Here is a 26,326-nt window from a genome sequence, read left to right on the forward strand (position 1 = left end):
AATGTACGAGGCGTGATGGGGCTGGGTGGTCAGACCCGCAGTATTTTCCCGCTGATCGCCACACCGATCAGCAGTACGGCAATCAGCACAAAGGCAGCGCTCAAGCTGCTGCCATGGGCGATGAAGCCGATCACCGCAGGGCCGGCGAGAATGCCGGTGTAGCCCAGGGTGGTGATGGCGGGCACCGCAATGTGTTCCGGCATGACGGTCTGCTTGCCGACGGCGGTGTACAGCACCGGTACGATGTTCGAACACCCGGCACCGACCAACGCATACCCCAGCAGGGCGGTTTCCCACGCAGGTAATAGCGTCGCCAACAGCATGCCGCCGGCGGCGAGCGCGCCACCGAATACAATCACCCGGGTTGCGCCCAGGCGGCGAACTATCCTGTCGCCGGTAAGGCGCCCGACGGTCATGGTCAAGGCAAAGGCTGCGTAGCCAAGGCCCGCATAGGCTTCGTCAAGGCCGCGCTCGGCGCTCAGGAACACCGCGCTCCAGTCCAGCACGGCGCCTTCGGCAAGAAACACGATGCAGCACAGGCAGCCGATAAACAGCACCACGCCGTGGGGCACGGCAAAGGCCGGCCCGGAGCTTTCACTGCCGTAAGGCAGCAGGTGTGGCCCGGCCTTGAGCAAGGCCACTACGATGACGACGATCACGGCGAGGGTGGCCTGCAACGGCGACCAGCCCAACCCCAGCAGCCCGCTGACACCTGCCGCCCCGACGATCCCGCCCAGGCTGAACAGCCCGTGGAAGCCCGACATCATGGTCTTGCCGCTGGCCCGTTCGACCATCACCGCTTGCAGGTTGACCGTGGAGTCCACCGTGCCCAGGCCGGCACCAAACACAAACAGCGCGGCCATCAGCAAGGGAATCGAGGTGACGGTGGCCAGCATCGGCAGGCCCAGGCAGATCAGGAGGGTGCCGCCGGTGGCCACTCGCCGGATACCGTAGCGCGACGCCAGGGCCCCGGCGACCGGCATCGCGATCATCGAGCCCACCCCCAGGCACAACAGCAAAAGGCCGAGGGTGCCCTCATTGAGTTGGGCGCGGGCCTTGGCATAAGGCACCAGTGGTGCCCAGGCGGCGATGCCGAAGCCGGCGATGAAAAACGCGATGCGGGTCGACATTTGTTCCAGCCGCCCGGGTACCACGGGCGCTGGGGTGCTGATGGCGGTCATGAAAAATCCTTGGTTTTGCGTTCAACGAACGATGTGCAGCGCAACATCCTTGCACATCAGGCCGTATCGAGCGAGCCGGGTTCCCTTGGCATGCCTGAACACAGGGCCAAACATTTTTTCCAGGATCATGGAACGCGACGGGCCTTTCCAACCACTATCAGTTCGTAGGACAAGTAACCACTTGAGGTGCGAGGTGGCCTGGAAGGTGCGTAATCCCCGCGAGAACTGGTGAACCCCGGGCTTCCAGCGACGGATTACCACCTTCCAGGCCGATCCTCTCACTTCAGCAGCCGCGCCAGTTTGCCATCCCGCACCTGCAACACTTCAAACAAGCCCAGGGCCTGCAGGGCGGGGAGGGCTTGCAGGATGTCCTGTTCGGCCAGCAAGCGCTGCTCGTCCGGGGTGGCCGGATCGCACCAGGTTCTGGCGTTGGCGAGGAATGCGCCCACCGTGCCCTTGCGCACGGTCACGCCATTGAATTGGCCTTGGTCGAGATGGTCGGGAAGCACGTCTTCTGCACGCATGGCGGAGCCCTCAATGAATGAATCCGCAGTCTGGGCGTGCGCAAATGGCTACACTGCCTTATCCAGGTCATTCAATACGGTAAAGCTGCCATATGCCGTCAACACTCGTTTCAGCCCAGCTCGCCAATGCGATCGGCGGTCCGTTGCTGGTGGCGACGTTGCGCAGCAGTCCGGTAGCACGCACCACGGCCCTTCATCAGCATGCCCGCGGGCAATTGCTCGGAGCCCAGCGCGGGTTGTTGTCGGTGCAGGCGGCGCACCAGCATTGGGTAGTACCGGCCACCCACGCGGTGTGGATTGCCCCCGATTGTTCCCACGCCTTGCGTTCCCACGGGCCGTTTGATGGCTGGAGTGTGTATGTCGAACCCCAGGCGTGTGCAAGGCTGCCCCGACAGACGTGCGTTATCGCCACGTCGGCCTTGTTGCTGGAAGCCGTCAGGCGCGCGGCAACCTGGAGCCAGCCGCTGCTCGAGCCGCCTCAGTCACGGATCGCCCAGGTGATCCTTGATGAAATCGCCGGGTTGCCCAAGGAGCCATTCGGCTTGCCGCTGCCCCGGGACCCGCGCCTGTTGCGCATCGCCCAGGCGCTGGCCGACAGTCCCGACGACAACCGCCTGCTGGAACACTGGGCGCAGTGGGCCGGTGTCTCGCCGCGCACCCTGGCCCGGCGGTTTGTTGCCGAGACCGGGTTCACCTTCAGCCAGTGGCGCCAGCGCGCACGGTTGTTGCGCGCCCTGGAGTTGCTGGCGGCGCATGCACCCGTGACCCGGGTTGCGCTGGACCTGGGTTATGAAAACGTCAGTGCCTTTATTGCGATGTTCCGGCGTACGTTCGGGACGACGCCGGGGCGGTACTTCACGGATGGCGCAAGCGACTACGGGCATACACCGCCACAATCACGAAACACCCCATAGGCAACAGGTAAGCCAGCGCCACCGTGCTGTTGTCCGCCACCTTGCCCATCAAGTAGGGCATCAGGGCGCCGCCGACGATCGCCATGATCATGAACGAACTGCCGCGCTTGGTGTGCGGCCCGAGGTTCTTCACGCCCATGGCGAACAGCGTCGGGAACATGATCGACATGAAGAAGAACACCGCGATCAGCGCGATCACCGAGATACCTTCCAGGCCGATCACCACCAGGCCGCACAACGCGATATTGATCAGCGCATAAATCAGCAGCAGCTTCTGCGCGCTGACCCGGCCCATCAGCCAGGTACTGAAAAAGCGCCCGAACATGAAGGCCAGCATTGCGATCGACAGCAGATAGGCGGCTTGCTGATTGCCCATCTGTGCCCAATGCTCGGTGACGTAGTTGATGAAAAATGCGCCGACTCCGACCTGGGCCGCCACATAGAAAAACTGCGTGATCACCCCACCGACAAACTCCCGGTGCTGCCACAGACCCTTGCCGGCCGTCGGTTGCAGTGCCTGTTCCTGCGCGCGCAAATCCGGCAGCGGCGTGCGGGCGATCAGCAGCGCCACCAGCAGTACCAGGACCGCGATCACCACGTAGGTGGTCTGCAACGAACTCATGTCCGAGGCCGGTGTGCTGCCGGCGCTGAAGAACATCGCGCCGCCAATCAGCGGGCCGAAGAACTGGCCAAGGCCATTGAATGATTGCGCCAGGTTCAACCGCCGCTCGGCGCCCTGGGGTTCGCCCAGCACCGTGGCATAGGGGTTGGCAGCGGTCTCCAGGCAGCCCAGGCCGCAGGCGATGACAAACAGCGCGAACAGGAAAAACGGAAAGCTCGCCGCCGCAGCCGCCGGCATGAACAGCAGCGCGCCCGTCGCATACAGGCACAGGCCCAGCAGGATCCCGGCCTTGTAGCCGTGGCGGTCCATCAACAACCCGGCCGGCAGGGCAATCAGGAAGTACGCGCCGAAATAGGCGCTTTGCAACAGCCCGGACTGGGCCTTGCTGACGTGCAGGACTTCCTGGAAGTGCTTGTTCAGTACGTCGAGCAAACCGTAGGACAAGCCCCAGAGGAAAAACAGACTGGTCACCAGCATCAGCGCCCAGCGATAGGTCGGCACGGCACGGGTGCCTGGCAGGTGTGTATCTTTGCTTAACATGACGCTTCTCCTGTTGTTTTTATGGGATCAAGGCGTGCGATGCAGCGGTTATCAGGGTTGGTCGGTGAGGCAGAAAATCTGCTCCAGGGGCTGCCATTTGCCGCCGGGGTCAGTCCACGGCGTGGGGGCCTGGAAGCGCCACATCAGGGTTTCCCAGGCTTGCACGTCGGGGTTGGCGCGTGCAGCGTGGTCCAGCCCTTCGAAGCTGAACCCGGCCGCGGTGTCCATGACCATGAACAGCCGCGTGCCCAGGCGCCAGATCTGCATTTCCAGGATTTGCTGGCTGCGCAGATGCTCTGCCACGGCAGGCCAGATGCGTCGATGCAGCTGCTGGTACTCGGCGATCAATGCCGCATCGTCGATCAGGTCCAGCGCCAGGCAGTAACGTTGGCCGCTCATGTCAGCGCCCGGTCGAGGTGGGTGTAGCCTCCATCCACCACCAGCCACTGTCCGGTGGTGTGGGAGGCGCGGGGTGAGAGCAGGAACAGCACGCTGTCGGCAATTTCCTCGGGAGTGGTCATCCGTTTGCCCAAGGGGATTTTTTCGACGATGGCGGCGAGCTTGGCCTCGGGGTTGTCGAAGCCGTCGATCCAGCGTTGATACAGCGGCGTCAGCACCTCGGCGGGCACCACGGCATTGACCCGGATGCCGAACTCCAGCAAGGAGGCGGCCCATTCCCGGGTCAGTGACAGCTGCGCACCTTTTGCGGCGGTATAACCGCTGGTACCGCCCTGGCCGGTGAGGGCCGTCTTGGAGCTGATATTCACGATTGCCCCGCGGCTGGCCTTGAGGGCATCGAGGCACAAGTGGGTCATCAAGTAGTAATGAATCAGGTTCTTTTCCAGGGATTCGACGAACGCTGCACGGCCCGCATCCAGGCCCACGCCGTCGTTGACCCCGGCGTTGTTCACCAGGCCGTCGATGCGTCCGAAATGTCGCAACACTTCGTTGACGGCTGCGCGGCAGGCGTCCTCATCGCGCAACTCGACACGGATGAAGTGGCTTTGACCGTGCTGCTCAAGCTCGGCCGCGAAGGCCGGCGACAACGGTTGATGGCCGAAAATTACCGGGATTGCGCCTTCGGCAATCAATCCCAGGGAAATGGCGGCGCCAATCCCCGAGCCGCCGCCGGTGACGATGATCACGCGGTCCTGCAAATGCAGATTCATGGGCAGTTTCCTTCAAGGTGATAGACCCGCTGGGCCGTGCCGCCCCAGATGGCTTGCTGTTCATCGGGCGACAGTGGGCCGAGGGTCTGTTGCAGCAATTGGCAGGTGCCCTGGTATTCCCCGGCCAGCAGGCACACCGGCCAGTCCGAACCGAACATCAGGCGCTCGGCGCCGAACAATTCCAGCGCCAGTTCGATGTAGGGGCGCAGGGCTCGGGCGTTGCGTTGCTCGGGCCCGGCTTCGGTGAGCAGGCCCGACAGCTTGCAACTGACGTGGGGCAGGGCGGCCAGTGGCGCCAGGTGTTCGGCCCAACCGACGGGGCCGTTGGCGATGTCCGGTTTGCCCAGGTGGTCCAGCACCAGATGATGCCGGTCGTGACGCTGGCACAGGGCTGTCGCGGCGTCGAGGTCGGCGCAGCGGATCAGCACCTCGTAGACGTAGCCTTGTTGCTGCAGGTGCTGCAGGCCACGGGAGAACCTGGCGTCGGCCATAAAGCTGGCAGGCGTAGGCTCATCCTGAATCTGATGCCGAAAGCCCTTGAGTCCCGGTGCGTCGCGCCACTGTTCCAGGTGCTGTTCCAGGCGTGGGTCGCACAGGTCGACCCAGCCGACGACGCCGAGTATCCATGGGTGCTGCCGCGCCATTTCCAGCAGCGCGTCGGTTTCCTGCTCACCGGCGCGGGCTTGCACGGCAATGCAGCCATCCAGGTCGGCAGCGTCGAGCAACGGCCGCAAGTCCTGTGGGAGAAAGTCCCGCCGCAGGTCAGCCTCAGCCGTACCGATCCACGGATAATCAGCGGCCCGGTAGCGCCAGAAATGCTGGTGCGCATCGAGCCTCAAAGGTGATGGGGACGACATTGTTATTGTGCTCCGTCCATTCAAATTGCGGTTCAGCTCACGGCCGGTGGCGGTATTGCTCCCGGGACGCGGCTTTCATCTGGATCGAAAAGCCCGGCGCCTTCGGCGGCAGATAGGCCGCACCGCGCACCACGCAAGGTTCCTCGAAATGCTCGTGCAAATGGTCGACATACTCGATCACCCGGCCTTCGTGGGTGCCGGCAATGCACAGGTAGTCGATCATCGACAGGTGCTGCACGTACTCGCAAAGCCCGACACCGCCGGCATGCGGGCACACGGGCAGGCCATATTTGGCCGCCATCAGCATCACTGCCAGCACCTCGTTCACCCCACCCAGGCGGCAGGCGTCAATCTGCACCACATCAATGGCTTCGCGCATGATCAATTGCTTGAAGATGATCCGGTTCTGGCACATTTCGCCGGTGGCGACCTTGACCGGCGCCACGCCCAGGCGAATCTTGCGATGGCCCTCGATATCGTCGGGGCTGGTGGGTTCCTCGATGAACCACGGCTTGGCAAACGCCAATTCGCGCACCCAATCGATGGCGGTGTCGACTTCCCACACCTGGTTGGCGTCAATCATCAATTGGCGGTCCGGGCCCAATACTTCGCGGGCGATGCGTACGCGCCGCAGGTCATCCTGCAAGTCGTGGCCGACCTTGAGCTTGACGTGGTTGAAGCCGGCATCCACCGCTTCCTGGCACAGCCTGCGCAGCTTTTCGTCGCCGTAACCGAGCCAGCCGGCGGAGGTGGTGTAGCAGGGGTAGCCGTTGGCTTGCAGGTCGGCCAGGCGTTCAGCCTTGCCTTCGGCGCGTTGGCGCAGCAAGGCCAGGGCTTCGCTGGAGGTGATGCAGTCGGTGATGTAGCGGAAATCGATGCAGCGCACCAGCTGTTCCGGGCTCATGTCGGCGACCAGGCGCCACAGGGGTTTTCCTTCGGCCTTGGCCCACAAGTCCCACGCGGCATTGACGATCGCGCCGGTGGCCAGGTGGATTGCGCCCTTGTCCGGGCCGATCCAGCGCAGCTGGCTGTCACTGGTGACATGCCGCCAGAAGCGGCCCATGTCTTCGGCGATCCATTCCAGGGTCAAGCCCACCAGCAGCGGCTGCATGGCCTGGATCGCCGCGCAGCAAATCTCGTTGCCACGGCCGATGGTGAAGGTCAGGCCATGGCCTTCAAGGGCCGGGTTGTCGGTCTGCAAAATCACATAGGCGGCCGAGTAGTCCGGGTCCGGGTTCATGGCGTCGGAACCGTCCAGGGACTGGGACGTAGGAAAGCGGATATCTTCGACGCGAATCGCGGTAATGGTAGTCATGAACGGCTCCTAGTCTCTTGTCAGGCGTCGACCGTGGTCTGGTTCTGTTCGCCGAGGCCTTCGATACCCAGGCGGATTTTTTGCCCGGGCTTGAGGTAGACCGGCGTGGGCTTGATCCCCAGGCCGACACCGGGCGGGGTGCCGGTGGAAATCACATCCCCCGGTTGCAGGCTCATGAACTGGCTGAGGTAGCTGATCAGTTTGGGGATCTGGAAAATCATCGTGCGGGTGTTGCCGTTCTGGTAGCGGTGGCCGTCGACTTCCAGCCAGATCGACAGTTGGTGCGGGTCGGCGATCTCATCGCGGCTGACCAGCCAGGGGCCGAGCGGGCCGAAGGTGTCGCAGCCCTTGCCCTTGTCCCAGGTGCCGCCGCGTTCCAGCTGGAACTCGCGCTCGGAGACATCGTTGATCACGCAGTAGCCGGCCACGTGCTGCATGGCCTGGCTTTCCTCGATGTAGCGGCCACCCTGGCCGATCACCACGCCCAACTCCACTTCCCAGTCGGTCTTGGTGGAGTGGCGGGGGATTTCGATGTTGTCGTTGGGGCCGACGATGGCGCTGGTCCACTTGTTGAAGATGATCGGTTCGTCAGGGATGGGGGCGCCGGTTTCGGCAGCGTGATCGGCGTAGTTCAGGCCGATGCAGATGAATTTGCCTACCTGGCCGACACAGGCGCCCAAACGCGGATTGCCCGGTACCAGGGGCAGGCTCGCGGGGTCGAGTTCTTGCAGGCGAGCGAGGTTTTGCGGGAGCAGGGCGTCACCGGCGATATCACTGATGTGGGCGGACAGGTCACGCAGACGTCCATCAGCGTCCAGCAGGGCCGGGCGTTCCTGACCTTTTTCACCATAGCGCAGCAATTTCATGAGCAATCCTCTTATTGGAAGTGGGCGGTCAGTTGCTCCAGCCGCCGTCAATGATCTGGGTGGTGCCGGTGGTAAACGCGCTGGCATCGGCGCCAAGGTAAAGCGCCAGCTGGGCAATTTCCTGGGGCGTGCCCAGGCGTCCCATCGGCTGGCGGGCGGTGAATGCGGCGTACACCTCGTCCTGTTGACGGCCTTCATGGCGGGCTTGTTCGACGATGCGTTGCTGCAGCGAAGGCGACTCCACGGTGCCCGGGCAGATAGCGTTGCAGCGGATGCGCTGGGTAACAAAGTCGGCCGCGACGGATTTGGTCAGGCCGATGACGGCCGCCTTGCTGGCGCAATAGGCAAAGCGGTTGGGCACGCCCTTGAGGCTGGAGGCCACCGACGACATGTTGATGATCGAGCCGCCGCCCGCCGCCAGCATCCCCGGCAGAAACGCGCGGATCATGCGGTACATGGCGGTGACGTTCAGGTCGAGGGCAAACGTCCAGTCGCTTTCCGGGCATTCGAGGATATTGCCGGCATGCACCACGCCTGCGCAGTTGAACAGCACATCGAGCGGGCCGATCTCGGCAGCAAGGCGTTGAATAGCGCTGGCGTCGGTGACGTCGAGCAAGACCGTTTGCGCGCCCGACAAGTCAGCGAGCGCCTGTTGATTGATGTCGGCTGCAATCACTTCAGCCCCTGCCGCCAGATAGGCTTCGACGCTGGCGCGGCCAATGCCCTGGGCGGCGGCGGTGATCAGCACGCGTTTACCGGTGAGGTCCATGACAGACTCCCTTGACTATTGTTATTGGCTCAATGGTCAGGCCATTGAGAGCGTGAAACACCTGCATCTGCGGCATAGCGAACCCTGGTGGGTTTGCTATGATCAGCACACTGGAAACGATCCAATGGTCAGGCCATTGATCCAATTTTTAGCATGGGTCATCCCGGTCAACAAGCGGCTTTTTTGCGGGTTGATCGCTTTGACCGTGCTGTGCATGAATCGAGCTGAGCCTAGATGCCATTTCAAGTGATTGATAACCAACGTCTTTATCGACAGATTGCCGACCAGTTGCGGGCGTTGATCGACAGCGGAGAATTTCCGCCGGGCAGTCGACTTCCCGCTGAGCGTGAACTTGCCAAACTGCTGGGCGTGAGTCGCGCTTCCGTGCGTGAGGCGATGATTGCCCTGGAGGTGATCGGCCTGGTAGACGTGCGGGTGGGCAACGGCGTGCTGGTGTGTGAACCCGTGCAACCGACAGTCAGCCAGGAACCGGTGATGGCCCAGGCCACCCGGGATCAATGGAAAGAGTTCGATCCGGAACTCAACCTGCACGTCGACTTCAATGCCGAGATTCCACCGTTTTCCCTGCTCCAGGCCCGTCGCCTGATTGAGCCGGAAGCCGCCGCTCTGGCCGCCAAACATGCCACCGACGAAGAGCTGGCGGGGATCCGCGAGGCCTTCGAGCGTAATGTGCAGGACAACCGCGACGGCTCCCATACCCATCCGGGCGATCGCCTGTTTCACATTCGCATCGCCCAGGCCTCGGGCAATCCGGCGTATGCGTTGATGATTGCGCATTTGCTGGGGCATCGTTACGGCAGCATGTTCCAGCGGTTGCAGGCGCATTACACCTCGGACGACATGCCCCATCGCTCGGAAGACGAGCACCGCAAGATCCTCGATGCACTGGAATTGCGAGACGTGGAGGGTGCGCGACAGGCGATGCGCAAGCACCTGGAAGAGGTGGTACGAATCTTTATGCGGACTGCGCAATGACCCTGTTCTACGACGCCCGCGGGAATATCTACGGGGTGGTAAGCCCGGCGCAGTTACGCAGCAAGGGTATCGACGTGCCGGACCGTGCCGACTTGGCCGCTGGCACCCGAGGTGTTTGGGCGTTGGCGGCGATTGCCGCCGAGTGCGGTTGGGATGAGTTGCCGCGCCCGGCCGAGGCCAAGGCGCATCGTTGTGACGGTTTGTTGGTGGGGCCGTTCCAGGCCGCGCCGCCTTTTGACCTGTTGATCGTCAACACCGACGGTTCCCTGGCCGAACGCAGTGGCAATGGCCTGACGATCTTTGCCCAGTCGTTGACCGACCAGGGATTGATGGCGCAAGGCTGTGAGTTGCGGGTGCATCACGACAAGACAGACGCACTGTCGCCGGTGGTTACGCGGGTTGAGCCGGCGGAGTACGAACAGGTGCAGGGCTTTTGGCTGGCGCTGGGGCGTCCCGAGTTCGGGCCTTTGGCGGTAGGGGCTGTTGGTGTGGGCGCGGTCTCGCTTGAGGGAACTGAGGTGAGCCATGTTTCGCCACTGGCTGCGCTCAACCCCGAGTGGAATCACAGCCAGTTTGTGCGTGTGGGCAACCCGCATTGTGTGACGCTGGTACAGGACGCGTCAGCGTTGCCGGACAACGCCCAGCTGCATCGATCAGCCTGGTTCGATCCGCTGAGGGCGATTGCTTTCGCACCACCTGCCGGGGCCGGCCAACCTTGTATTTCCGGGGTCAACCTGCAATGGGTCGCCCGGGATTCAGGCAATCGCGTGATCGCGCGGGTGTTTGAGCGTGGTGAGGGGCCCACGGCGTCCTCCGGGACCAGCGCCAGTGCGGTGGCATGCGCCGCCTGGTCTGTAGGATGGGTGACGGCGGGTCAGGTGGCGGTGGTGATGCCGGGCGGTACCGCACCCGTACGGTTGCAAGCAGAGCCGGGTGAGTTGCCGAGCGTTAGCCTGTTCGGGACTGCGCGGCTGCAGGAAGTTTGAAAAAGGCAGTGGCGGGCTTAATCATCTTTGTCAGCTGTTTCTCTATAAATAAGCAGCTCTGGTGAATGGTGGTGTAAGAGTATTCTCGTTAGTCAGTACTGGCTGTTTAACTGCATTTCTGTATTTATAAAAGACCCTTCCACTATCAATGTACGAATCTTCTTTTTTATTTTGAGGCGGCCGAATTTCGCCTGAAATCGCTAGTATTCCTGGGGTTCAGGCACTTTTTATCGGCTTCGAATTGAGTGGCTTTATCTGCGTTTTACGGGAGAAGTTAGTTCAGCTCGACAATGAATGGCGGGTAACAACGGATGTTCAATACGCTTGTTTCGTCACGTTTCAAACTGGTCGTTGCAGGAATGAACCAGGCATTTCAGGTGCTGGCTTTTAAAGGCAGCGAAACGATTGACCAGCCTTTTTTCATTGAAGTGCAGTGGGTCAGTGAAAACCCCAGCCTGGATCTGGAGAAGTTACTTCACCAACCGGCCTATCTGGATTTTGGCGAGCCCGGTGAAGGCCTGCACGGGCAAATCTACAGCATTGGCCGGGAAGGCCCGGGGCAGCGGCTGACCCGCTACCACCTCACCCTTGCGCCGCGCGTGGCGTACCTGGCCCATCGTTGCGACCAGCGGATTTTCCAGCAGCGCAGCGTGCCGCAAATTATCGCGGCAGTGCTTGAGCAGCACGGCATCCTTGCTGATGCCTATACCTTCGAACTGGGGCCGGTGGTTTACCCACCGCGTACGTTCTGTGTGCAATACGCGGAAACCGACCTGCACTTTATCCAGCGGCTGTGCGAGGAAGAGGGCATTCACTACCACTTTCGCCACAGTGCAGACGCCCATGTACTGGTGTTGGGTGATGACCAGACGGTGTTTCGTCGTTTGCCGGCGCAACGCTACTGCCCGGCCGGAGGCCCGGCTGCCGAAACGCTGGTGATCCAGCGTTTCGATGTGCGCCTGGCCACGCGCAGTGCTCAGGTTGTTCTGCGTGACTACGACTTCGAACATCCGTCGCTGCGCTTGCAGGAGCAGGCCGGATCTTTCCCGGCACTTGAAGACTATCAATACCCTGCGGGATTCACGGGGCATCTGCGAGGTTCGCAGTTGGCCCGGCGTGGCCTGGAACGTCATCAACGCGACCGTCATCGGGCCCTGGGCCGCAGTGACCAGCCGGCTTTGCGCAGCGGGCATTTCCTGGAACTGCGCGGCCATCCGGACCGCACCTGTAATGACTTGTGGCTGATCACCGGCGTACGTCACGAAGGCTATCAACCGCAGGTGCTGGAGGAGGCGGTGGTGGATGTCGAGGCATTCCACGGCTACCGCAATCGATTTACCGCAACGCCCTGGCGCGCCGCTTACCGCCCGCCGCTCAAGCACGTCAAACCGCGTATCAGTGGCAGCCAGACCGCAACCGTCACCGGGCCCGAGGGTGAAGACGTGCATTGCGACGCTCACGGCCGGGTGAAAATTCGCTTTCATTGGGACCGCCTGGACCAGCACGACGACAAGAGCAGCTGCTGGGTGCGTGTGGCGTCCGGATGGGCGGGTGACAGCTATGGCGCGGTGATGATCCCGCGTGTGGGCATGGAGGTACTGGTGACGTTCCTGGAAGGTGATCCAGACCGGCCAGTGATCAATGGTTGCCTGCCCAATACCTTGCAGCCTGTTGCCTATCCGTTGCCCCAACACAAGACCCGCAGTGTGCTGCGCAGCCGCAGTTCGCCGAGCGGGACGGGGGCCAACGAGCTGCACCTTGAGGACCGCAGCGGCCAGGAACTCATCTACCTGCGCGCCCAACGCGATCTGGAGCAGCAGGTCGGCCACGACAGTCGGCTGGAGGTGGTGGGCGAACGTCGGGAAACCATCCACGGCTTGAGTGCCACCACCCTGGGAGGCGAGGAACACCGCAGCATCGCCGGCGACCGCAAGGTTCGGCTTGGGGCTGATGATCACTTGCACGTGCAGGGCAACAGCCAGACCCTTGTCGGCCAGACCCTGGTGATCGAAGCGGGGCAACAGGTCCATCTGAAGGCGGGGGCCAATCTGGTTATCGATGCCGGTGCGCAGTTGAGCTTCAAGGCCGGTGGTGAGCATTTGCTGATTCAGGCCGGCGGGATTTTCAGCAGTCGGCCGATCACGTTGGGCGGTGTGCCTGCCGTGATTCGCACAGCCAACCCAGTTGGACCGGGTGACGTGGCTGCTTCGTCCGCATTTGCAGCGGATGGGCCGAAGGTTTCGGTTATCCAAGGCGCAGTCATGGAGATGGCCAGAAGACTGGATGCGGACTTCTGTCCAGTGTGCGAGCGCTGCCGTGAAGGCCTGTGCGAATCCACGGGGAGGGCGGCTTGATGGAGATCGCGCCTGGCCAGTGGATGGCTGAACAGCAGCAGGCAGGGCGCCGCCTGTGCCTGGTTCTACAGGGTGAAAGCGATGCGCGTGGGGTACTGCTGGCGACACGCACGGTCGCTGAGTATCGCTGCCTCTTTGGTGAAACCGTCGCATCGGAAATGGCAGCGGATGGGCCGATGCTCCTGTTGCTCGACCATGTCAGCGAGCCCGCATTGGTGGGTTTGCTGCAAAACCCTCAGCGTAATTGGGGCTGGTTGGGCAGCCTGCCTGGTGATGATTTATCGGGTGTTACCCGGCACTGGCGCGACAGGTTGGTGGTGGGATCGGCGGGCAGTCAGGCGCTGTACCGCTTCCACGATAACCGCACCTTGGCGCGGGCCTTGGTTCACCTGCCTGCTCGGGACTGGCCTGTTTTTCTCGGGCCGCTGATCGGCGTGTGTTACTGGCAGGGTGAGCGTTGGAGTTGTGTCGATAACCCGGCTCCGGGGGCGTATCCGGTACCCGATCCTGCGCCGTGGCTGGAGGTGCCGAATCCCCAGGCGGGAGTGATTCTGCAAGCCAATATCCTGCGTTACCTGCTGGCCGAGTACAGCGAGGCGTTGAGCGCACTGGTTGAATTTCAAGACCCGAGAATCTGGTTGGCGCAGGTGCTGGAGCAGGCGCGGGCCTGGCAATGGGACAGGCCGGAACAGCTGGAGTTTTTGGTCGTGCGGCGCTTGGTGGAGGCCACTGGGGACGTGCTTGTTCGATGGCAACCGATGCAGGGAGAAGTGGCGGAGGATCATTTTCAGCGGGTGGTTGGGGAGTGGCGTCGGGTGGAGCGGGAGCAGCAGGATGCGTAGGGGAATTATGTCGGGCGTGTGGCGAGGGCTGCTCGTTTGTGGCGGGCTGGGTGTTTCTGGCTGTGCGATGAAGCCGGCGGACAGTTTCATCCTGGAAGTCGATTTGCCGGCGAATTTTCGCTTCAAGAGTGATGCGGCTTACCGGCCCGCAACGGGTGAGACCTGCACCCTGCCCAAACGACGGGGCAAGCGGCCGGAGGACAAGGTTTTTGAAACCCTCGGCAAGCCGGTGGCTCATCGGGTGAGCTTTGAAGTACCACTGACGGAAGTGGTGGATGGGTGCCCGTTGGTGTTACGCAGTATTACGTTTGATATGTACGCGAAGTGGGGGGAGCGGTCGGCGGATGTCGGGGGGGATTTCGCAATTATTAATGTGCGGGATCGGTTGGAAGAGGGTATGGCCGGAATGCCTGAACCGGGTGTTCAGGAGTTATGGGGGCGGTGTCAGTGGTTTTTCAGGACGATCGGACCGCTGCATGCGATCAGGAAAATCCTTATGTGTAATTCGTTGGACGCCATTGGACAGCCGAGTAAGTCACGAGCAGGAGGCTTTGTACAACGGGATCAGTTAGAGGGGAAAACACTGAGGATGGTGCTGGCAGTAGCAAGCGAGGAGCTACCCGCTGTAGACGACAACTGGGTTGCCGTTCCGGGAGGCTGGAGACGCTGTATGGGGGAAAGCTTGGGCGATGTGTTTGCGTATTGCCGTGGGAATACTACTGATTTCAAAGCTATCAAAATGCCGGATGGACGCGTATGCGACGTCTATCCAACGTGTACAGAATAGGAGGCTTATTCATGAAACAGGATGCATGGAAGCAACCGTTTTTTAGCGACAAGGCACCTGCTTGTTCGTTAAGAGGACATTGGGCAAGTTTCTGCCTAGTAGATGAGTTTGGGGACGGAAAGGCCTACGGCGGTCTGCCTTACACATTTTATGACAGTGCGGGGCGTGAGTACTTCGGTCGTTTGGATGGTGAGGGCTTTGCCAGGCGAGATGATTTTTACTGTGGTCCGCTCGTCATTAAGTTGGATGAACACTACTCCGGTTCAGAAAAGCCTTATACCGATTTGATGACGCGTCTGGCTTACAAGCTACCCATCACCGAGCTCCAGGTTCGTGCGGAACAAACCCGCTTTCTCCGGGCCGATGGCCAGCGTGTCGAACGAAGCCTTTCGAAGAATCAGACGGACCTGTTCTATCAGGTCGAAGTACGTGATCTGGTCCGATACGCCGCTCACTTGCCACGCATCGTATCCCGTACTCATCGGCCCCCGCGACATGCACTAAAAATGATGGCCGACCTTGGATTCGGGCCACCCCAGCCGACGTTGGTTGGTGTCGTTTTATTTCCCAACCGGCACACAGTACTTGAGGTTCGCCCATTGCGAGCACTGCGCCCTATGCTGTCCATCGAGGATCAATTCTGTGCCTTGAACCTCTATCAGTTGGCACTTATGTCCACGTTGAGCTATTGCGATTTTGGACAGGAACCCCCAGCAAAACCAATAGACCAAGTCAGCTTTCAACGGGGCCCTAGCGTCGGTCATTTCTTTGCCGACAGACTATCGGGCTATCAGGAACCCTGGAAGGTCGATGCTAAGCAAGTACAACACTTTTATCCGTTATTGGAAGAGGTACCGTATTCCCTGCGTTTCGAAATTTTGCCCTTCGATCCTGAGTTGTATCAGCAAAATCGCTCCGAGTTGGGTGAAGAGCAGGAACATCCAGCACGTCTGCACTTTTTCGACGACGAAAAGGATGGCACTGATACTCAGGCATTTATCAGTCATCACGATGAAGTGATCATTATTGCCGTAAGGGGCACGGCCAGCGGAGTCGACATACTGAGGGATGTAAATGCCCATCAAGTGAATTTCATTGATGGTGTCGGCAAGGCTCATGAAGGCTTTTACCAGGCTTATCAAGCCATGCATGATTTTGTACGGCGCTACCTTGACCAATTTTATACAGGGCAGCGCATCGTGATTTGCGGGCACAGCCTCGGCGGTGCGATTGCCTTGTTACTGGCTGAGGGATTACGTCGAACCGAAGATACCCACTACAACATCCTCCTATACACCTACGGAGCCCCCCGAGCTGCCGACTCCGAATTCACCGACGGTGCCTCCGCTCTGGTGCACCACCGCATCGTCAATCACAGTGACCCTGTCCCGAGTGTGCCTGCGCCCTGGATGAACACCACCGCCAAAATCTGGATTCCTGGCGCCGTGGTGCTATTCAGTAACCCAGCGCCCGGGGGCCTGCTGTTTGCCTTGGGCCTGGTACGGCTGACCGGCAACCCTTACCAGCATCACGGCGCGCAGCAGCACTTCATGCCGATACTCCTACCGGACGGTACACGGTCCTCCGTTTTGTGGACCCCTGGCTGTGAATCCATTGAGGACGCAGCCTGCAAACGCGCATTGAGGCTCAATGGCGATATGCCGGATCGCGCCAACCTCATCAAACAGCTTGTTCAGAGTGCCCATCACTCCATGGTCGTCAGCTACATCCCCGCCGCCTGGGCCACGTTGCGCCGCTGGCAACAAACACTCGACACCCATGGCACCCTCGTAACTGCCCGTGAGTTTGAACTGATCGACGAAGCCCTGTTCACCATGCAGCACCAGCTACGGGAGCAACGGAAGAAACTGGATCTGCATCGCCCTGCCAACCAGCGTGGCTACGAACACCACGACCCCTTGAGCCAGGAAGTCGACCGGCTGAAAGACAGTCGCGACCGCCTGGCAACCCTCCGCTGGCGCCGCCTCCAGGCCCGCGACGTCTACGGTAGCCACGCTTCATCCCCAACCCTGCAATCCAGCCTGAAACGCTGGTTCGCTCACCCGCAAAATCGCGTACTCACCCAAGTGGCGAGCATCCCGCCACAGTCGGATGATGGCTGGGGAAAGCCACAAACCCTCGATATAGATTCAATCGTATGAGCCTACAAAAACTCCACCTGCGCCGGCCCGCGTTTCATCAACACTTTGCCCGCGCGAATCGAATACAACGGCAAGCCCTGGCTGCGAATCACTTCATAGTCGCTGTCTGCAGACAGGATCAACAGGTTCGCCGGGCGTCCCGGTTCCAGGCCATAACGATCCCCCAGGGCCATCGCCCGGGCGCTGTTGTCGGTGACCAGGTCGAGGGCACTTTGCAGGTTGCGGTAGCCAAGCATGTGGCAGATATGCAACCCGGCTTCCAGCACTCGCAAAATGTTGCCGTTACCCAAGGGGTACCAAGGGTCGACGATGGAGTCCTGGCCGAAGCAGACGTTCATGCCAGCCTCCAGCAGTTCGTTGACCCGGGTCACGCCGCGGCGTTTGGGGAAAGTGTCGAAGCGGCCCTGCAAGTGGATGCTTTCGGTAGGGCAGGAGACAAAGCTTATGCCCGAATGCCCCAGCAGGCGGAAGAGTTTGGCGCAGTAAGCATTGTCGTAGGAGCCCATGGCCGTGGTGTGGCTGGCGGTCACGCGGGCGCCCATGTCACGGCTGCGCGCCTCTTCGGCCAGCACTTCAAGAAAGCGCGAGTGTGGGTCGTCGGTTTCGTCGCAATGCACATCGACCAGGCAACCGGTGCGTTCGGCCAGGTCCATCAGGAACTTCACCGAACTCACCCCTTGGTCACGGGTGTATTCAAAGTGCGGGATGCCGCCGATCACGTCGGCGCCCAGGCGAATGGCCTCTTCCATCAGCTCGCGGCCATTGCGGTAGGACTCGATGCCTTCCTGGGGGAACGCGACGATTTGCAGGTCGATCAGGTGGCCGCTTTCCTCGCGTACTTCAAGCATGGCCTTGAGCGCGGTGAGGTCCGGGTCGGTGACGTCGACATGGGTGCGCACATGCTGGATGCCATGGGCGGCCAGGGTCTGGATGGTTTTTTTGGAGCGGGTCTTGGTGTCTTCCAGGGTGATGGTGGCCTTGCGCTCGCCCCAGCACTCGATGCCTTCAAACAGGGTGCCGCTCATGTTCCAGCGCGGCTCGCCGGCGGTCAGGGTGGCATCGAGGTGAATGTGCGGCTCGACGAAAGGCGGGACCACCAGGTTGCCGGCGGCGTCCAGGTCGTCGGGGCCTGCCAGGGGGGCAGCGCCTTGTTGGGTGATGCTGGCGATCCGGCCGTGTTCCAGGTGCAGATCATGCAGGCCTTCACGGTTGCGCAGGCGGGCGTTGATGATGTGCATGGGCAAGTTCCTCTTGGCAAAAAACAGTCAGGCAGACAGCCGCCAGATCATCAGCGCGATGCCGATGTCCAGGCGGTCATAAGCATTGTCCAGCGTCAGCCCGCACAGGGCTTCGATACGCTGGACGCGGTGCGTCAGGGTGTTGCGGTGAACCGCCAGCCGTTGGGCTGCGGCCACAAGGTTACCATTCTCGTGGAACCAGGCCTCCAGGGTCGGCATCAGGCTTGGGCCATGGTGCAGGTCGTGGCGCAGCAGCGGCCCCAGGCGTTCGTTGAGGAATTGATCGAGCAGGGCGCGATCACGTACGCCACTGAGCAGCTTGAGTACGCCCAACTCATCGTAGACACACAGCCCGGCGCGTTCACTGAACCGTCGCGCAGCGGCCAATGCCTGGCGCGCCTCATCCAGGGCCTGGGCCAGGCGCGCGGGTGGGTGCGCGGCAGCACTCAGGCCGATAAACAGTTTCAACGGCGCCAGGCGCAGATTCAGTGCCTTCAACCAACCCGCCAACAACTGACGGTTGGCCAATGCCGCACCCGCGTCTATCGCAGGCAGCAGCAACGTCCATTGTCCGGCACGCCCCAGCACGGGCAGGCGCGACGGATGCTGCGCAGAAAACTGGCGCAGACGGCGGGTAATCGCATCGTGTTGTCGGGCAAGCTGCGCCTCGACCACTGGCGCCTCACCCTGGGCAAACAGCGCGTCGCTGCCGTCCAGTTGCAACTGGACGAGTTGCCAATGGCCGGCCAGCGGCATGTCCAACTGCGCAGCGCGGTGCAGCAGCAAATCCAGGGATTGGTAATCACCGGCCAGCAGGCGCTCCAGCACATCGTGTCGCGAGCGCCCCAACTGCTGCGACTGGATCAACGCCGAACCGATGGCCTGGGTCACCAGTACCATCTTCAACGAGTAAGGCTGTTCGATCAGCGGCATGCCCGCCGCTTGCGCCGCTTCCAGCAAACGCTGGGGAATCGCCTGGATATAGTCCGGCCCCGTGAGGATCACCATGCCGGCGACCTGGCGCTGACAGGCTTCGTCTAGCAGCACCAACAGATTGGCCTCGTCCCGTGGATGATTGATGCCGGTGACGAACACCAGTTCGCCCCCCAGCACCCATTCGGCGATCCCGCTGTTTTCTGCGACATAGGGCCAGCGCACCGTGTTCTCCAGGCCGGCTTCCCCGGCCCGCAGGCACATCGATTCAAGGCCGGGCAAGGCCAGCACATCGGCGATTGTCAGGCTCATGCCTGGACGTCAGCCAAAGGTGCCCGCACCCGCAATACGCTGGTCAGCACGATGTAGGTCAGGGACGCCGCCACGATCCCCACCAATGGCGCCACCCAGGGTGAATGAAAGGCCAGCACCGTACCCACGGCATAGGCGATCAGCCCTGGCCAGTTGAAGGCCGGCAGGCGTGTATCGGCCAGGCGCGGATAGTGGCCGCGGTAGCGATAGAAGAAATCCGCCATGATCACCCCGCCAATCGGTGGGATCACCGTGCCCAGCAGGATCAGGTAGGGCACCAGCATGTCGTACATGCCCAGCAACGCCAGCAGGGTGCCGATCACTGCACCGACCAGGGTCACCGTTTTGCGGCGCTTGGTGCGCAGCAGGTTGCAGCCGGCGACGGCGAAGTTGTAGATGGTGTTGTCCTGGGTGCTCCAGATATTCAGCAACAGCATCGCCATGGCCGCCATGGCGAAGCCTTGCAGCAGCAACACTTCGACCACGTCGGGCTGCTGGTAGACGATGGCGCCATAGGCACCGATCAACACCATCAAGCCGTTGCCGATAAAGAAGCCGATCAGGCTGGCCAGCACCGCGACCCTGGCCGAGCGTGAGAACCGCGTCCAGTTGGTAGCCTGGGTAGCGCCGCTGACAAAGGTGCCGAACACCAGCGTGATAGCCGTGGACATGTCCAGCTCACCGGTCGGCACCACCGCCAGCAGTCCATCGAGCCCGCCGACCTTGACGGTGGCGACCCACATCGACAGAAACAACAAAATACCCATGGCCGGCACGGCGATGTAGGACAGAATCTCCAACCCGCGATAGCCCACGTAGGCCGTCGCGCAGAACACCATGCCAAACAGCACCATCAGCCCGAGTACGCTGCCCTGGCTCAACTCGAAATACTTGCCCAGTACTACGGCTGCGGTGGCGGTGCCCCAGGCGTACCAGCCGATCTGGGTAAAACCGAGAATCAAGTCGCTGAGTTTGCTGCCCACTTCACCGAAGCAGAAGCGCCCCATCAGCACCGAGTTCAAACCGCTCTTGAACGCGATGTAACCCAGGCCTGCGGCGTAGATACCCAACAGCAGGTTACCCAGGGCCACGACGCCGAGCATCTGGGTAAAGCTGAAGGCCACCCCCAGCTTGCCGCCGGCGAACATGGTCGCGGTAAAAAAGGTAAAGCCCAGCAGCACCATGGCGGTGGAGGCCAGGCCTTTGCGGGCATGCATGGGCACCTCGCTGAGAGGGTAGTCATTGCCCGGTTCGTTCTGCGTCATGTGCCGTTCTCCCTGAATGAGTGACGCAGGCCTATTGCACCCGTCGTGCCAAGTGCGAGGCAGTGACGGGCGCACGGTCAGGACTGTGCAGGTTGCACAGTATTTATAGCCAAACAGGGGAAACACGCAGGCGGGATTGGTCTTTCTGCCCACTCAGGCGCGAAAGCGGTGCAGGGTGATACAAATTGGATCACCCGTTATTCAATCGAACAGGGTGTGAGTGGTCTGCCCGCGATGAAAGGCAAAAGCGGCCTCAAGGTCGCTTTCAATGGTGCGGCCACGGGACAGCGGCGGCAGATCGTCCAGGCTGAAGAAGCCAACTTCGGTGGTTTCGAAACCGGCCGCCGGCGCCAGTTGATCAACCCGTTCGCACAGAAAGTAGAGTTTGTAGAAGTCCCGGATATCCGGCCGGTACAAGCCTTTGGCCTTGTGGGTGACGCTGTACAGCGCCTTGGCCGTGACCGTCAGCCCGGCCTCTTCGCGAATTTCCTTGACGATGTTTTCAGCCGCCGACAAACCAATATCCGCATAACCGCCGGGCAATGCCCAGCAGCCATCCGTGAGCTCGCGGACCAACAGGATCCGGTCACCGTCAATCACTGCGCCCCGCACATCAATCATGGGCGTCGAATAACGTTTGGCAAAATCCGGCACCAGCCCGGTGATGCGCTCCAGCGGTACTTCGCCCAATTGCGCCAGCATGCTGTGGGCAATCTGGGCGATTTCCTCGAGGCGCTCGCGCTCGAAGTCATCGGTGCAGAAGTGCAGCCCCGTGGAGGCCAATGCTTGCAGGCGCTTGGCCTGGGCCAGCCAGGTGTTTTCCATGGGAGCTCCTTCAGTGCGAGGCGGTGAGGTCTTTTTGCATGTAGACCCGACGCAGGCCGTTTTCCTCGGCCCGGTGAGTTTCCACATAGCCTTTGCGGGTGTACAGCGCGATGTTTTCGGTCATCGCTTCATTGGTGTAGAGACGGATAGATCCATGCCTGGCCTGGCGTTCCGCGAAGCCCAGCAACAGGCGCCCGTAACCCAAGCCCTGGGCACCGGGGTCGACGGCCAGGTTATCCAGCAGCAGGTACTCATCGTGATGAATCAGTACGACAAAGCCGCGGACCTGGCCCACACTCTCCAGCACATGCACCCGTTCGGCAGCGACCTGCTGGCGATAGTCATCCAGCATCGGCCCTGGCTTGCGCCCGATTCGCTGGATGTAAGGGGAGTAGGCGGCGTGGACGATCGCTTCAATTGCGGCGATATCGTCGACGGTAGCGGGGCGGATATGGGTTGGCATCGCAGCGCTTCCTGTACAAGAGGCCACGACTGTAAGGGAGTCACCGGCATAAAAAAACCACCGCAAGGGTGGTTTTTTACATCGCCGGCTTATTCGCCGCGATAGATGCAGCCGCTGGTGCAGGTCTCATGGATGCGAATCGCGCTGAGTTCCGGCAACAGCGGTTTCAGTTCATTCCAGATCCACTTGGCCAGCACTTCGCTGGTGGGGTTTTCGAGGCCCGGGATGTCGTTGAGGTAGTTGTGGTCGAGGCGTTCGTAGAGCGGCTTGAAAATCGCCTTGATCTCCGAGAAGTCACGGATCCAGCCGGTGTGCGGGTCGAGGTCGCTGCTGAGGTGGATCGCCACCTTGAACGAATGGCCATGCAGGCGCCCGCATTTGTGGCCTTCCGGAACGTGGGGCAGGCGGTGGGCGGACTCGAAGGTAAACTCTTTGAAGATTTCCACAGGGTTTTTCAGCTCGGTGAGGTGTCTGGCAGGCGGCGAGTTTAACAGTTTGTGGCGGCCGCGCGCATACCGCGTAGCAGCTGTCGAGCCATGGCGAGGCTGCGTTTGCGATTTGTCTGACAAACCGAGGTGCTGCCGACGCAGCCTCGCTTGGGCTCGACAGCTGCTACGGAGAGGGCGCTAGAGAGCCAGCAGGCGTTCGCCCAATTGGCCATTGTCGGCCAGTTGCAGAAACTCATCCCCCAGCCGCTGGCTTTCGCTCATTGCGGTTTGCCAGTACTTGTTGCGGCCCGGGTCATCCCCCATGAAGCGCTTGAAGTCACTGCGGTCCGGCAGTTTGCCGTGGGGCAGTCGCGCCAGGTATTCCTTCGACGGCGCCAGCAGCAGGACATCCTGCAAACCCTGTTGATTGGCGTGGCGCCACGGCAAGCCTTTGTCGAACCAGCCGGGAATGACCCGGTCGGTGAAGTGCGGGTACAGCACGATGTCATCGCCGTGGTAGGGCAGGTCGAGGTGATAGTCCAGCAGGCCGCCATCGCGGTAAGTGCCTTGGCCTGCACCCGGCAGGTCGCGTACGCCTTGCATCACCATGGGGATCGAGCCCGACGCCAGCAAGGCCTGGCGCAGGTTGCCCAGTTCCAGATCAAGGAAGCGCGACGGGAAATCCTTGAGCGCATGCAGCGGTGGCGCCTGGCGTGGATCGTGGACGATCAGCCGTTCGAAGTGCCGGGACAACCGCGCGCGGCCCCTCAGGTTGTCGGCGATCACCGAGGACAACCCCAAACCAAGCCGACCGCGATGATCGTCGGCGAGCAGGCCATGGCTTTTGACCACCATGATGTTCAGCCGGTAGTGCGGGTTGTCGAGCACGCGGGCATCGCGGCCGGCCAGCAAGTCATCGAGCATGCGCACGCAGCTCTGGCTGACTTCGGCCATGGTCACGCCTTTGGCAAAGCTTTGTGCGTTGTACAGCCGGCCCAGGTCGAGCAGGCCTTGCACCGGGTCGGGCAGGCACGCACTGGCAAACCGCCAGGAGCCTATCGAGGCGCCGATCAGCGCACGCTCGCGGGGCGCCCGGGGCAGCCAGTCACCAAACAGCGCCAGGTCCAGACCCTGGATGCCCAGCGCCTTGGGCCCGCCGGCAGCGCCGGGAAGGATGCCGACGTCCGCAGGCGCAAGCCCCTGCTCACGAATGCGTGCAAAAGCGCGTTTACCGGCCTTGAGGGTCAAGGCGGGGAACTTCATATGGATAGCAGTCATACCGGTCTCATTTACCGCGAGCAGGGCAGTATAGAAAATCTTGCCCGGTTGCAGGCAAAGGTCTCGCAGAGAATTGCCATGGTGGCAATTCAGTTTCAGTTAAGTTGGATCCAGTACCGTGAGCCCCGTAGGCAAAATATCCCGAAACGGAGACTCACCATGAAAACCCTCACAGCCTTGATCGCCAGCAGTATCATCGCCCTCACCGCAGGCGTCGCCCAGGCTCGCGACCTGGGGCCGGACGAAGCACTGAAGTTGCGCGACGCTGGTACCATTGTGTCTTTCGAGAAGCTCAATGCTATCGCACTGGCCAAACATCCCGGCGCCACCGTGCATGAAACCGAGCTTGAAGAGGAATACGGCAAATACCTTTATCAGGTTGAACTGCGCGACGCCCAGGGCGTCGAGTGGGACCTGGAATTGGACGCCGTCACCGGCGCCGTCCTCAAGGATCATCAGGATACGTAATGAAGGTAAATCTACGCACCAGCGTTCAAGTGGCGCTGGTGCTCCTGGCATTTTGCTCAGGCCTGGCCGCTCGGGACCTGGGCCAGGATGAAGCGCTGCGCCTGCGCCAGGAGGGTGTGATCGCGCCGCTTGAGCATCTGCTGGGCCCGGCATTCGAGCGCTACCCGGGCGCCAAACTGCTGGATGCCGAGCTTGAAGAGCACGAGGATCGCCCTGTGCGGTTTATCTATGAAATCGAACTGTTGACGGTGGAAGGCGTGGTGCGCGAGATCGAACTCGACGCCAACACCGGTCAACTGCTCAAAGACAAGGAAGACGACTGATGCGCCTGCTTCTGGTGGAAGACCACGTACCCCTGGCCGATGAGCTGATGGCCGGGCTCAATCGCCAGGGCTATGCCGTCGACTGGCTGGCGGATGGGCGCGATGCGGTGTATCAGGGGCGCAGCGAACCCTACGACCTGATCATCCTTGACCTCGGCCTGCCGGGTTTGCCCGGGCTTGAGGTGTTGACGCAATGGCGTGCCGCCGGCCTGGCCACGCCGGTGCTGATCCTCACTGCCCGCGACTCCTGGGCCGAGCGCATCGAAGGGCTCAAGGCCGGGGCCGACGACTACCTCAGCAAACCGTTCCATCCCGAAGAGCTGCACCTGCGTATCCAGGCCTTGCTGCGTCGTTCCCATGGCCACGCCAATCAGCCCACCTTGCAGGCTGCCGGCTTGCACCTGGATGAGGGTCGCCAGTGTGTGATGCGTGATGGCGAGGAGATCCAGCTGACCGCGGCCGAGTTTCGGCTGCTGCGTTACTTCATGCTGCACCCCGAGCAAATCCTTTCAAAAAGTCACCTGGCCGAACATTTGTACGATGGCGAGACCGAGCGTGACTCCAATGTGTTGGAGGTCCACGTCAACCACCTGCGCCGCAAATTGGGCCGCAGCGTGATCGAGACCCGGCGCGGCCAGGGTTACCGGTTTGGTGCCAGCCCGGCATGAAGTCGATCCAGCGGCGCCTGAGCCTGGGGCTGATCAGTGTGATGGTGATCGTCGGCCTGGTGCTGGCGCAGACCAGCCTGTGGCTGTTCGAAATGGGCCTGCAACGTTACCTGGAGTCCGGCTTGCGCAACGACAGCGAGAACCTGCTGGTGGCGCTGGTGCGCGGGCCGGCGGGTGTGCAACTGGATGAGCAGCGGTTGTCTCCTGCGTACCAGCGTCCGTTTTCCGGGCACTATTTCCGTATCGATTTTGCCGATACCCATTGGCGTTCCCGCTCGCTGTGGGACCAGGAACTGCCGCAGTTGCCCCACGCCGGGCTGAAGGGCAACCTGCAGTTGGGGCCGGAAGGCCAGCAGTTGCTGGTACTGCGTTCGGACTACAAACGGTTTGGCCAGTCGATTTCCATCAGCGTGGCCCAGGACTACACACCCGTCAGAGAAAGCTTTCGGCTGATGCGCCAGATCGGCCTGGTGCTGGGGCTGGCGGCGCTGTTGCTGATCCTGATTCTGCAACGGGTCACCGTGCGCCGCGCCTTGCGCCCGCTGGAGACCGCACGCAACCAGATCGCCCAACTGCAGCAGGGCCAGCGCTCGCAACTGGATACCCAAGTGCCGGTGGAGCTGGAGCCGCTGGTGGCGCAGATCAACCATCTGCTGGCCCACACCGAAGACAGCCTCAAGCGCTCGCGCAATGCCCTGGGCAATCTCGGCCATGCCTTGAAAACCCCGTTGGCGGTGTTGTTGAGCGTGGCATCCAGTGAACAGCTCAAGGACCATCCGCAACTGAGCAAGCTGCTGCGGGAACAGTTGGAGCAGGTGCAGCAACGGCTTAATCGTGAACTCAATCGTGCCCGCCTGGCCGGAGAGACACTGCCGGGTGCCTTGTTCGATTGCGACGGCGAATTACCGGGGTTGCTTGCGACCCTGAACATGATCCATGGCGAACACCTGGATTTGAGTTACCGCGTGCGGCCCGGTTTGCAATTGCCGTGGGACCGCGAAGACCTGCTGGAACTGTTGGGCAACCTGCTGGACAACGCGTGTAAATGGGCGGACGCGGAGATTGTGTTGAGCATCGGCGAAACCCCGGAAGGCTTTCGGTTGGCTGTCGAAGATGACGGGCCGGGGATTCCCGAGAGCCAGCGTGATCAGGTGTTCAGCCGAGGCACGCGGTTGGATGAGCAGACTGACGGGCATGGTCTGGGGCTGGGGATCGTGCGGGATATTGTCGAGGTGTGGGGT

General features: G+C 61.6%; 27 protein-coding genes. 11 read left to right on the forward strand and 16 right to left on the reverse strand.

The window, feature by feature from the left end:
- Positions 1 to 29: 29 nt before the first annotated feature.
- Together AC3WKX_RS27990 and AC3WKX_RS27995 are read right to left on the reverse strand one after the other, a co-directional pair.
- Positions 30 to 1,181: an MFS transporter gene (locus AC3WKX_RS27990; protein ID WP_102604553.1), complete on the reverse strand. Its 1,152-nt coding sequence runs from the start codon at positions 1,179 to 1,181 to the stop codon at positions 30 to 32.
- A 278-nt stretch (positions 1,182 to 1,459) separates the two neighbouring features.
- The gene (locus AC3WKX_RS27995) at positions 1,460 to 1,705 is read right to left on the reverse strand and encodes a hypothetical protein (RefSeq protein WP_008432748.1); all 246 of its coding nucleotides are present in this window, start codon (positions 1,703 to 1,705) and stop codon (positions 1,460 to 1,462) included.
- A gap of 92 nt (positions 1,706 to 1,797) precedes the next feature.
- Between AC3WKX_RS27995 and AC3WKX_RS28000 the strand changes: the two genes are divergently transcribed.
- Positions 1,798 to 2,619, forward strand: coding sequence for an AraC family transcriptional regulator (locus AC3WKX_RS28000; protein ID WP_173883050.1), 822 nt, complete (start codon positions 1,798 to 1,800; stop codon positions 2,617 to 2,619).
- On the opposite strand, the gene AC3WKX_RS28005 is transcribed toward AC3WKX_RS28000, so the two are convergent.
- The 7 genes from AC3WKX_RS28005 to AC3WKX_RS28035 are packed head-to-tail and all read right to left on the reverse strand — an operon-like array spanning position 2,561 to position 8,757.
- On the reverse strand, positions 2,561 to 3,781 hold the full coding sequence (locus tag AC3WKX_RS28005) for a sugar MFS transporter (RefSeq protein ID WP_008432753.1): 1,221 nt from the start codon (positions 3,779 to 3,781) through the stop codon (positions 2,561 to 2,563). The two genes, AC3WKX_RS28000 and AC3WKX_RS28005, sit on opposite strands and share 59 nt — an antisense overlap.
- Positions 3,782 to 3,832: 51 nt before the next feature.
- Positions 3,833 to 4,180: an L-rhamnose mutarotase gene (locus AC3WKX_RS28010; RefSeq protein ID WP_003219515.1), complete on the reverse strand. Its 348-nt coding sequence runs from the start codon at positions 4,178 to 4,180 to the stop codon at positions 3,833 to 3,835.
- Positions 4,177 to 4,950: an L-fucose dehydrogenase gene (locus AC3WKX_RS28015; protein ID WP_102604552.1), complete on the reverse strand. Its 774-nt coding sequence runs from the start codon at positions 4,948 to 4,950 to the stop codon at positions 4,177 to 4,179. Before AC3WKX_RS28015 ends, AC3WKX_RS28010 begins: the two co-directional genes overlap by 4 nt.
- The gene (locus tag AC3WKX_RS28020) at positions 4,947 to 5,807 is read right to left on the reverse strand and encodes an amidohydrolase family protein (protein WP_023658957.1); all 861 of its coding nucleotides are present in this window, start codon (positions 5,805 to 5,807) and stop codon (positions 4,947 to 4,949) included. The genes AC3WKX_RS28015 and AC3WKX_RS28020 overlap by 4 nt, the downstream gene beginning before the upstream one ends.
- A gap of 37 nt (positions 5,808 to 5,844) precedes the next feature.
- Positions 5,845 to 7,122, reverse strand: coding sequence for an L-fuconate dehydratase (locus AC3WKX_RS28025; protein WP_008432761.1), 1,278 nt, complete (start codon positions 7,120 to 7,122; stop codon positions 5,845 to 5,847).
- Between the two features lie 20 nt (positions 7,123 to 7,142).
- The gene (locus AC3WKX_RS28030; RefSeq protein WP_102604551.1) at positions 7,143 to 7,988 is read right to left on the reverse strand and encodes an ureidoglycolate lyase; all 846 of its coding nucleotides are present in this window, start codon (positions 7,986 to 7,988) and stop codon (positions 7,143 to 7,145) included.
- A gap of 28 nt (positions 7,989 to 8,016) precedes the next feature.
- Positions 8,017 to 8,757: an SDR family oxidoreductase gene (locus tag AC3WKX_RS28035; RefSeq protein WP_102604550.1), complete on the reverse strand. Its 741-nt coding sequence runs from the start codon at positions 8,755 to 8,757 to the stop codon at positions 8,017 to 8,019.
- Between the two features lie 234 nt (positions 8,758 to 8,991).
- Here AC3WKX_RS28035 and AC3WKX_RS28040 point away from each other — a divergent pair, with 234 nt between their 5' ends.
- The 6 genes from AC3WKX_RS28040 to AC3WKX_RS28065 all read left to right on the forward strand — a co-directional run bounded on the left by AC3WKX_RS28040 (position 8,992) and on the right by AC3WKX_RS28065 (position 16,884).
- Entirely contained in the window at positions 8,992 to 9,753 is a 762-nt protein-coding gene (locus AC3WKX_RS28040; protein WP_008432767.1) for a FadR/GntR family transcriptional regulator, read from the forward strand.
- Positions 9,750 to 10,739, forward strand: a complete 990-nt coding sequence (locus AC3WKX_RS28045; protein ID WP_102604549.1) for a diaminopimelate epimerase — start codon at positions 9,750 to 9,752, stop codon at positions 10,737 to 10,739. The genes AC3WKX_RS28040 and AC3WKX_RS28045 overlap by 4 nt, the downstream gene beginning before the upstream one ends.
- Before the next feature lie 311 nt (positions 10,740 to 11,050).
- Positions 11,051 to 13,093: a type VI secretion system tip protein TssI/VgrG gene (gene tssI / locus AC3WKX_RS28050; RefSeq protein WP_102604548.1), complete on the forward strand. Its 2,043-nt coding sequence runs from the start codon at positions 11,051 to 11,053 to the stop codon at positions 13,091 to 13,093.
- Positions 13,093 to 13,935 carry a DUF4123 domain-containing protein gene (locus tag AC3WKX_RS28055; RefSeq protein WP_102604547.1) on the forward strand — a complete coding sequence of 281 codons (843 nt, stop codon included), beginning with the start codon at positions 13,093 to 13,095 and terminating at the stop codon, positions 13,933 to 13,935. The genes tssI and AC3WKX_RS28055 overlap by 1 nt, the downstream gene beginning before the upstream one ends.
- Positions 13,928 to 14,722, forward strand: coding sequence for a hypothetical protein (locus AC3WKX_RS28060; RefSeq protein WP_102604546.1), 795 nt, complete (start codon positions 13,928 to 13,930; stop codon positions 14,720 to 14,722). The genes AC3WKX_RS28055 and AC3WKX_RS28060 overlap by 8 nt, the downstream gene beginning before the upstream one ends.
- A gap of 11 nt (positions 14,723 to 14,733) precedes the next feature.
- Positions 14,734 to 16,884 carry a lipase family protein gene (locus AC3WKX_RS28065; RefSeq protein WP_102604545.1) on the forward strand — a complete coding sequence of 717 codons (2,151 nt, stop codon included), beginning with the start codon at positions 14,734 to 14,736 and terminating at the stop codon, positions 16,882 to 16,884.
- 2 nt (positions 16,885 to 16,886) lie between these two features.
- Here the strand turns inward: AC3WKX_RS28065 and codA are convergent, their stop codons facing one another.
- From codA to AC3WKX_RS28100, 7 genes are all read right to left on the reverse strand, one after another.
- Positions 16,887 to 18,122 carry a cytosine deaminase gene (gene codA, locus AC3WKX_RS28070; protein ID WP_102604544.1) on the reverse strand — a complete coding sequence of 412 codons (1,236 nt, stop codon included), beginning with the start codon at positions 18,120 to 18,122 and terminating at the stop codon, positions 16,887 to 16,889.
- 27 nt (positions 18,123 to 18,149) lie between these two features.
- A complete protein-coding gene (locus AC3WKX_RS28075) occupies positions 18,150 to 19,367 on the reverse strand; it encodes a PucR family transcriptional regulator (protein WP_102604543.1) in 1,218 nt (405 codons plus the stop codon).
- Complete coding sequence (gene codB / locus AC3WKX_RS28080) at positions 19,364 to 20,632, reverse strand: cytosine permease (RefSeq protein WP_102604542.1); 1,269 nt, start codon at positions 20,630 to 20,632, stop codon at positions 19,364 to 19,366. The genes AC3WKX_RS28075 and codB overlap by 4 nt, the downstream gene beginning before the upstream one ends.
- Before the next feature lie 201 nt (positions 20,633 to 20,833).
- On the reverse strand, positions 20,834 to 21,457 hold the full coding sequence (locus AC3WKX_RS28085) for an NUDIX hydrolase (RefSeq protein WP_008432778.1): 624 nt from the start codon (positions 21,455 to 21,457) through the stop codon (positions 20,834 to 20,836).
- 10 nt (positions 21,458 to 21,467) lie between these two features.
- Positions 21,468 to 21,920, reverse strand: coding sequence for a GNAT family N-acetyltransferase (locus AC3WKX_RS28090; protein WP_102604541.1), 453 nt, complete (start codon positions 21,918 to 21,920; stop codon positions 21,468 to 21,470).
- A gap of 89 nt (positions 21,921 to 22,009) precedes the next feature.
- The gene (gene queD / locus AC3WKX_RS28095; protein WP_102604540.1) at positions 22,010 to 22,366 is read right to left on the reverse strand and encodes a 6-carboxytetrahydropterin synthase QueD; all 357 of its coding nucleotides are present in this window, start codon (positions 22,364 to 22,366) and stop codon (positions 22,010 to 22,012) included.
- Positions 22,367 to 22,546: 180 nt separating this feature from the next.
- Positions 22,547 to 23,626: a patatin-like phospholipase domain-containing protein gene (locus AC3WKX_RS28100; RefSeq protein ID WP_102604539.1), complete on the reverse strand. Its 1,080-nt coding sequence runs from the start codon at positions 23,624 to 23,626 to the stop codon at positions 22,547 to 22,549.
- Positions 23,627 to 23,785: 159 nt separating this feature from the next.
- Between AC3WKX_RS28100 and AC3WKX_RS28105 the strand changes: the two genes are divergently transcribed.
- The 4 genes from AC3WKX_RS28105 to AC3WKX_RS28120 form a co-directional block, all read left to right on the forward strand.
- A complete protein-coding gene (locus AC3WKX_RS28105) occupies positions 23,786 to 24,094 on the forward strand; it encodes a PepSY domain-containing protein (protein ID WP_008432789.1) in 309 nt (102 codons plus the stop codon).
- Positions 24,094 to 24,417: a PepSY domain-containing protein gene (locus tag AC3WKX_RS28110; protein WP_102604538.1), complete on the forward strand. Its 324-nt coding sequence runs from the start codon at positions 24,094 to 24,096 to the stop codon at positions 24,415 to 24,417. The genes AC3WKX_RS28105 and AC3WKX_RS28110 overlap by 1 nt, the downstream gene beginning before the upstream one ends.
- Positions 24,417 to 25,085: a response regulator transcription factor gene (locus tag AC3WKX_RS28115; RefSeq protein ID WP_003219550.1), complete on the forward strand. Its 669-nt coding sequence runs from the start codon at positions 24,417 to 24,419 to the stop codon at positions 25,083 to 25,085. Before AC3WKX_RS28110 ends, AC3WKX_RS28115 begins: the two co-directional genes overlap by 1 nt.
- Positions 25,082 to 26,326: ATP-binding protein (locus tag AC3WKX_RS28120; RefSeq protein WP_102642709.1), on the forward strand; the 1,245-nt coding region annotated here is incomplete at its 3' end. The genes AC3WKX_RS28115 and AC3WKX_RS28120, both read left to right, overlap by 4 nt.

The sequence above is a fragment of the Pseudomonas sp. GP01-A4 genome (genome assembly GCF_058780865.1).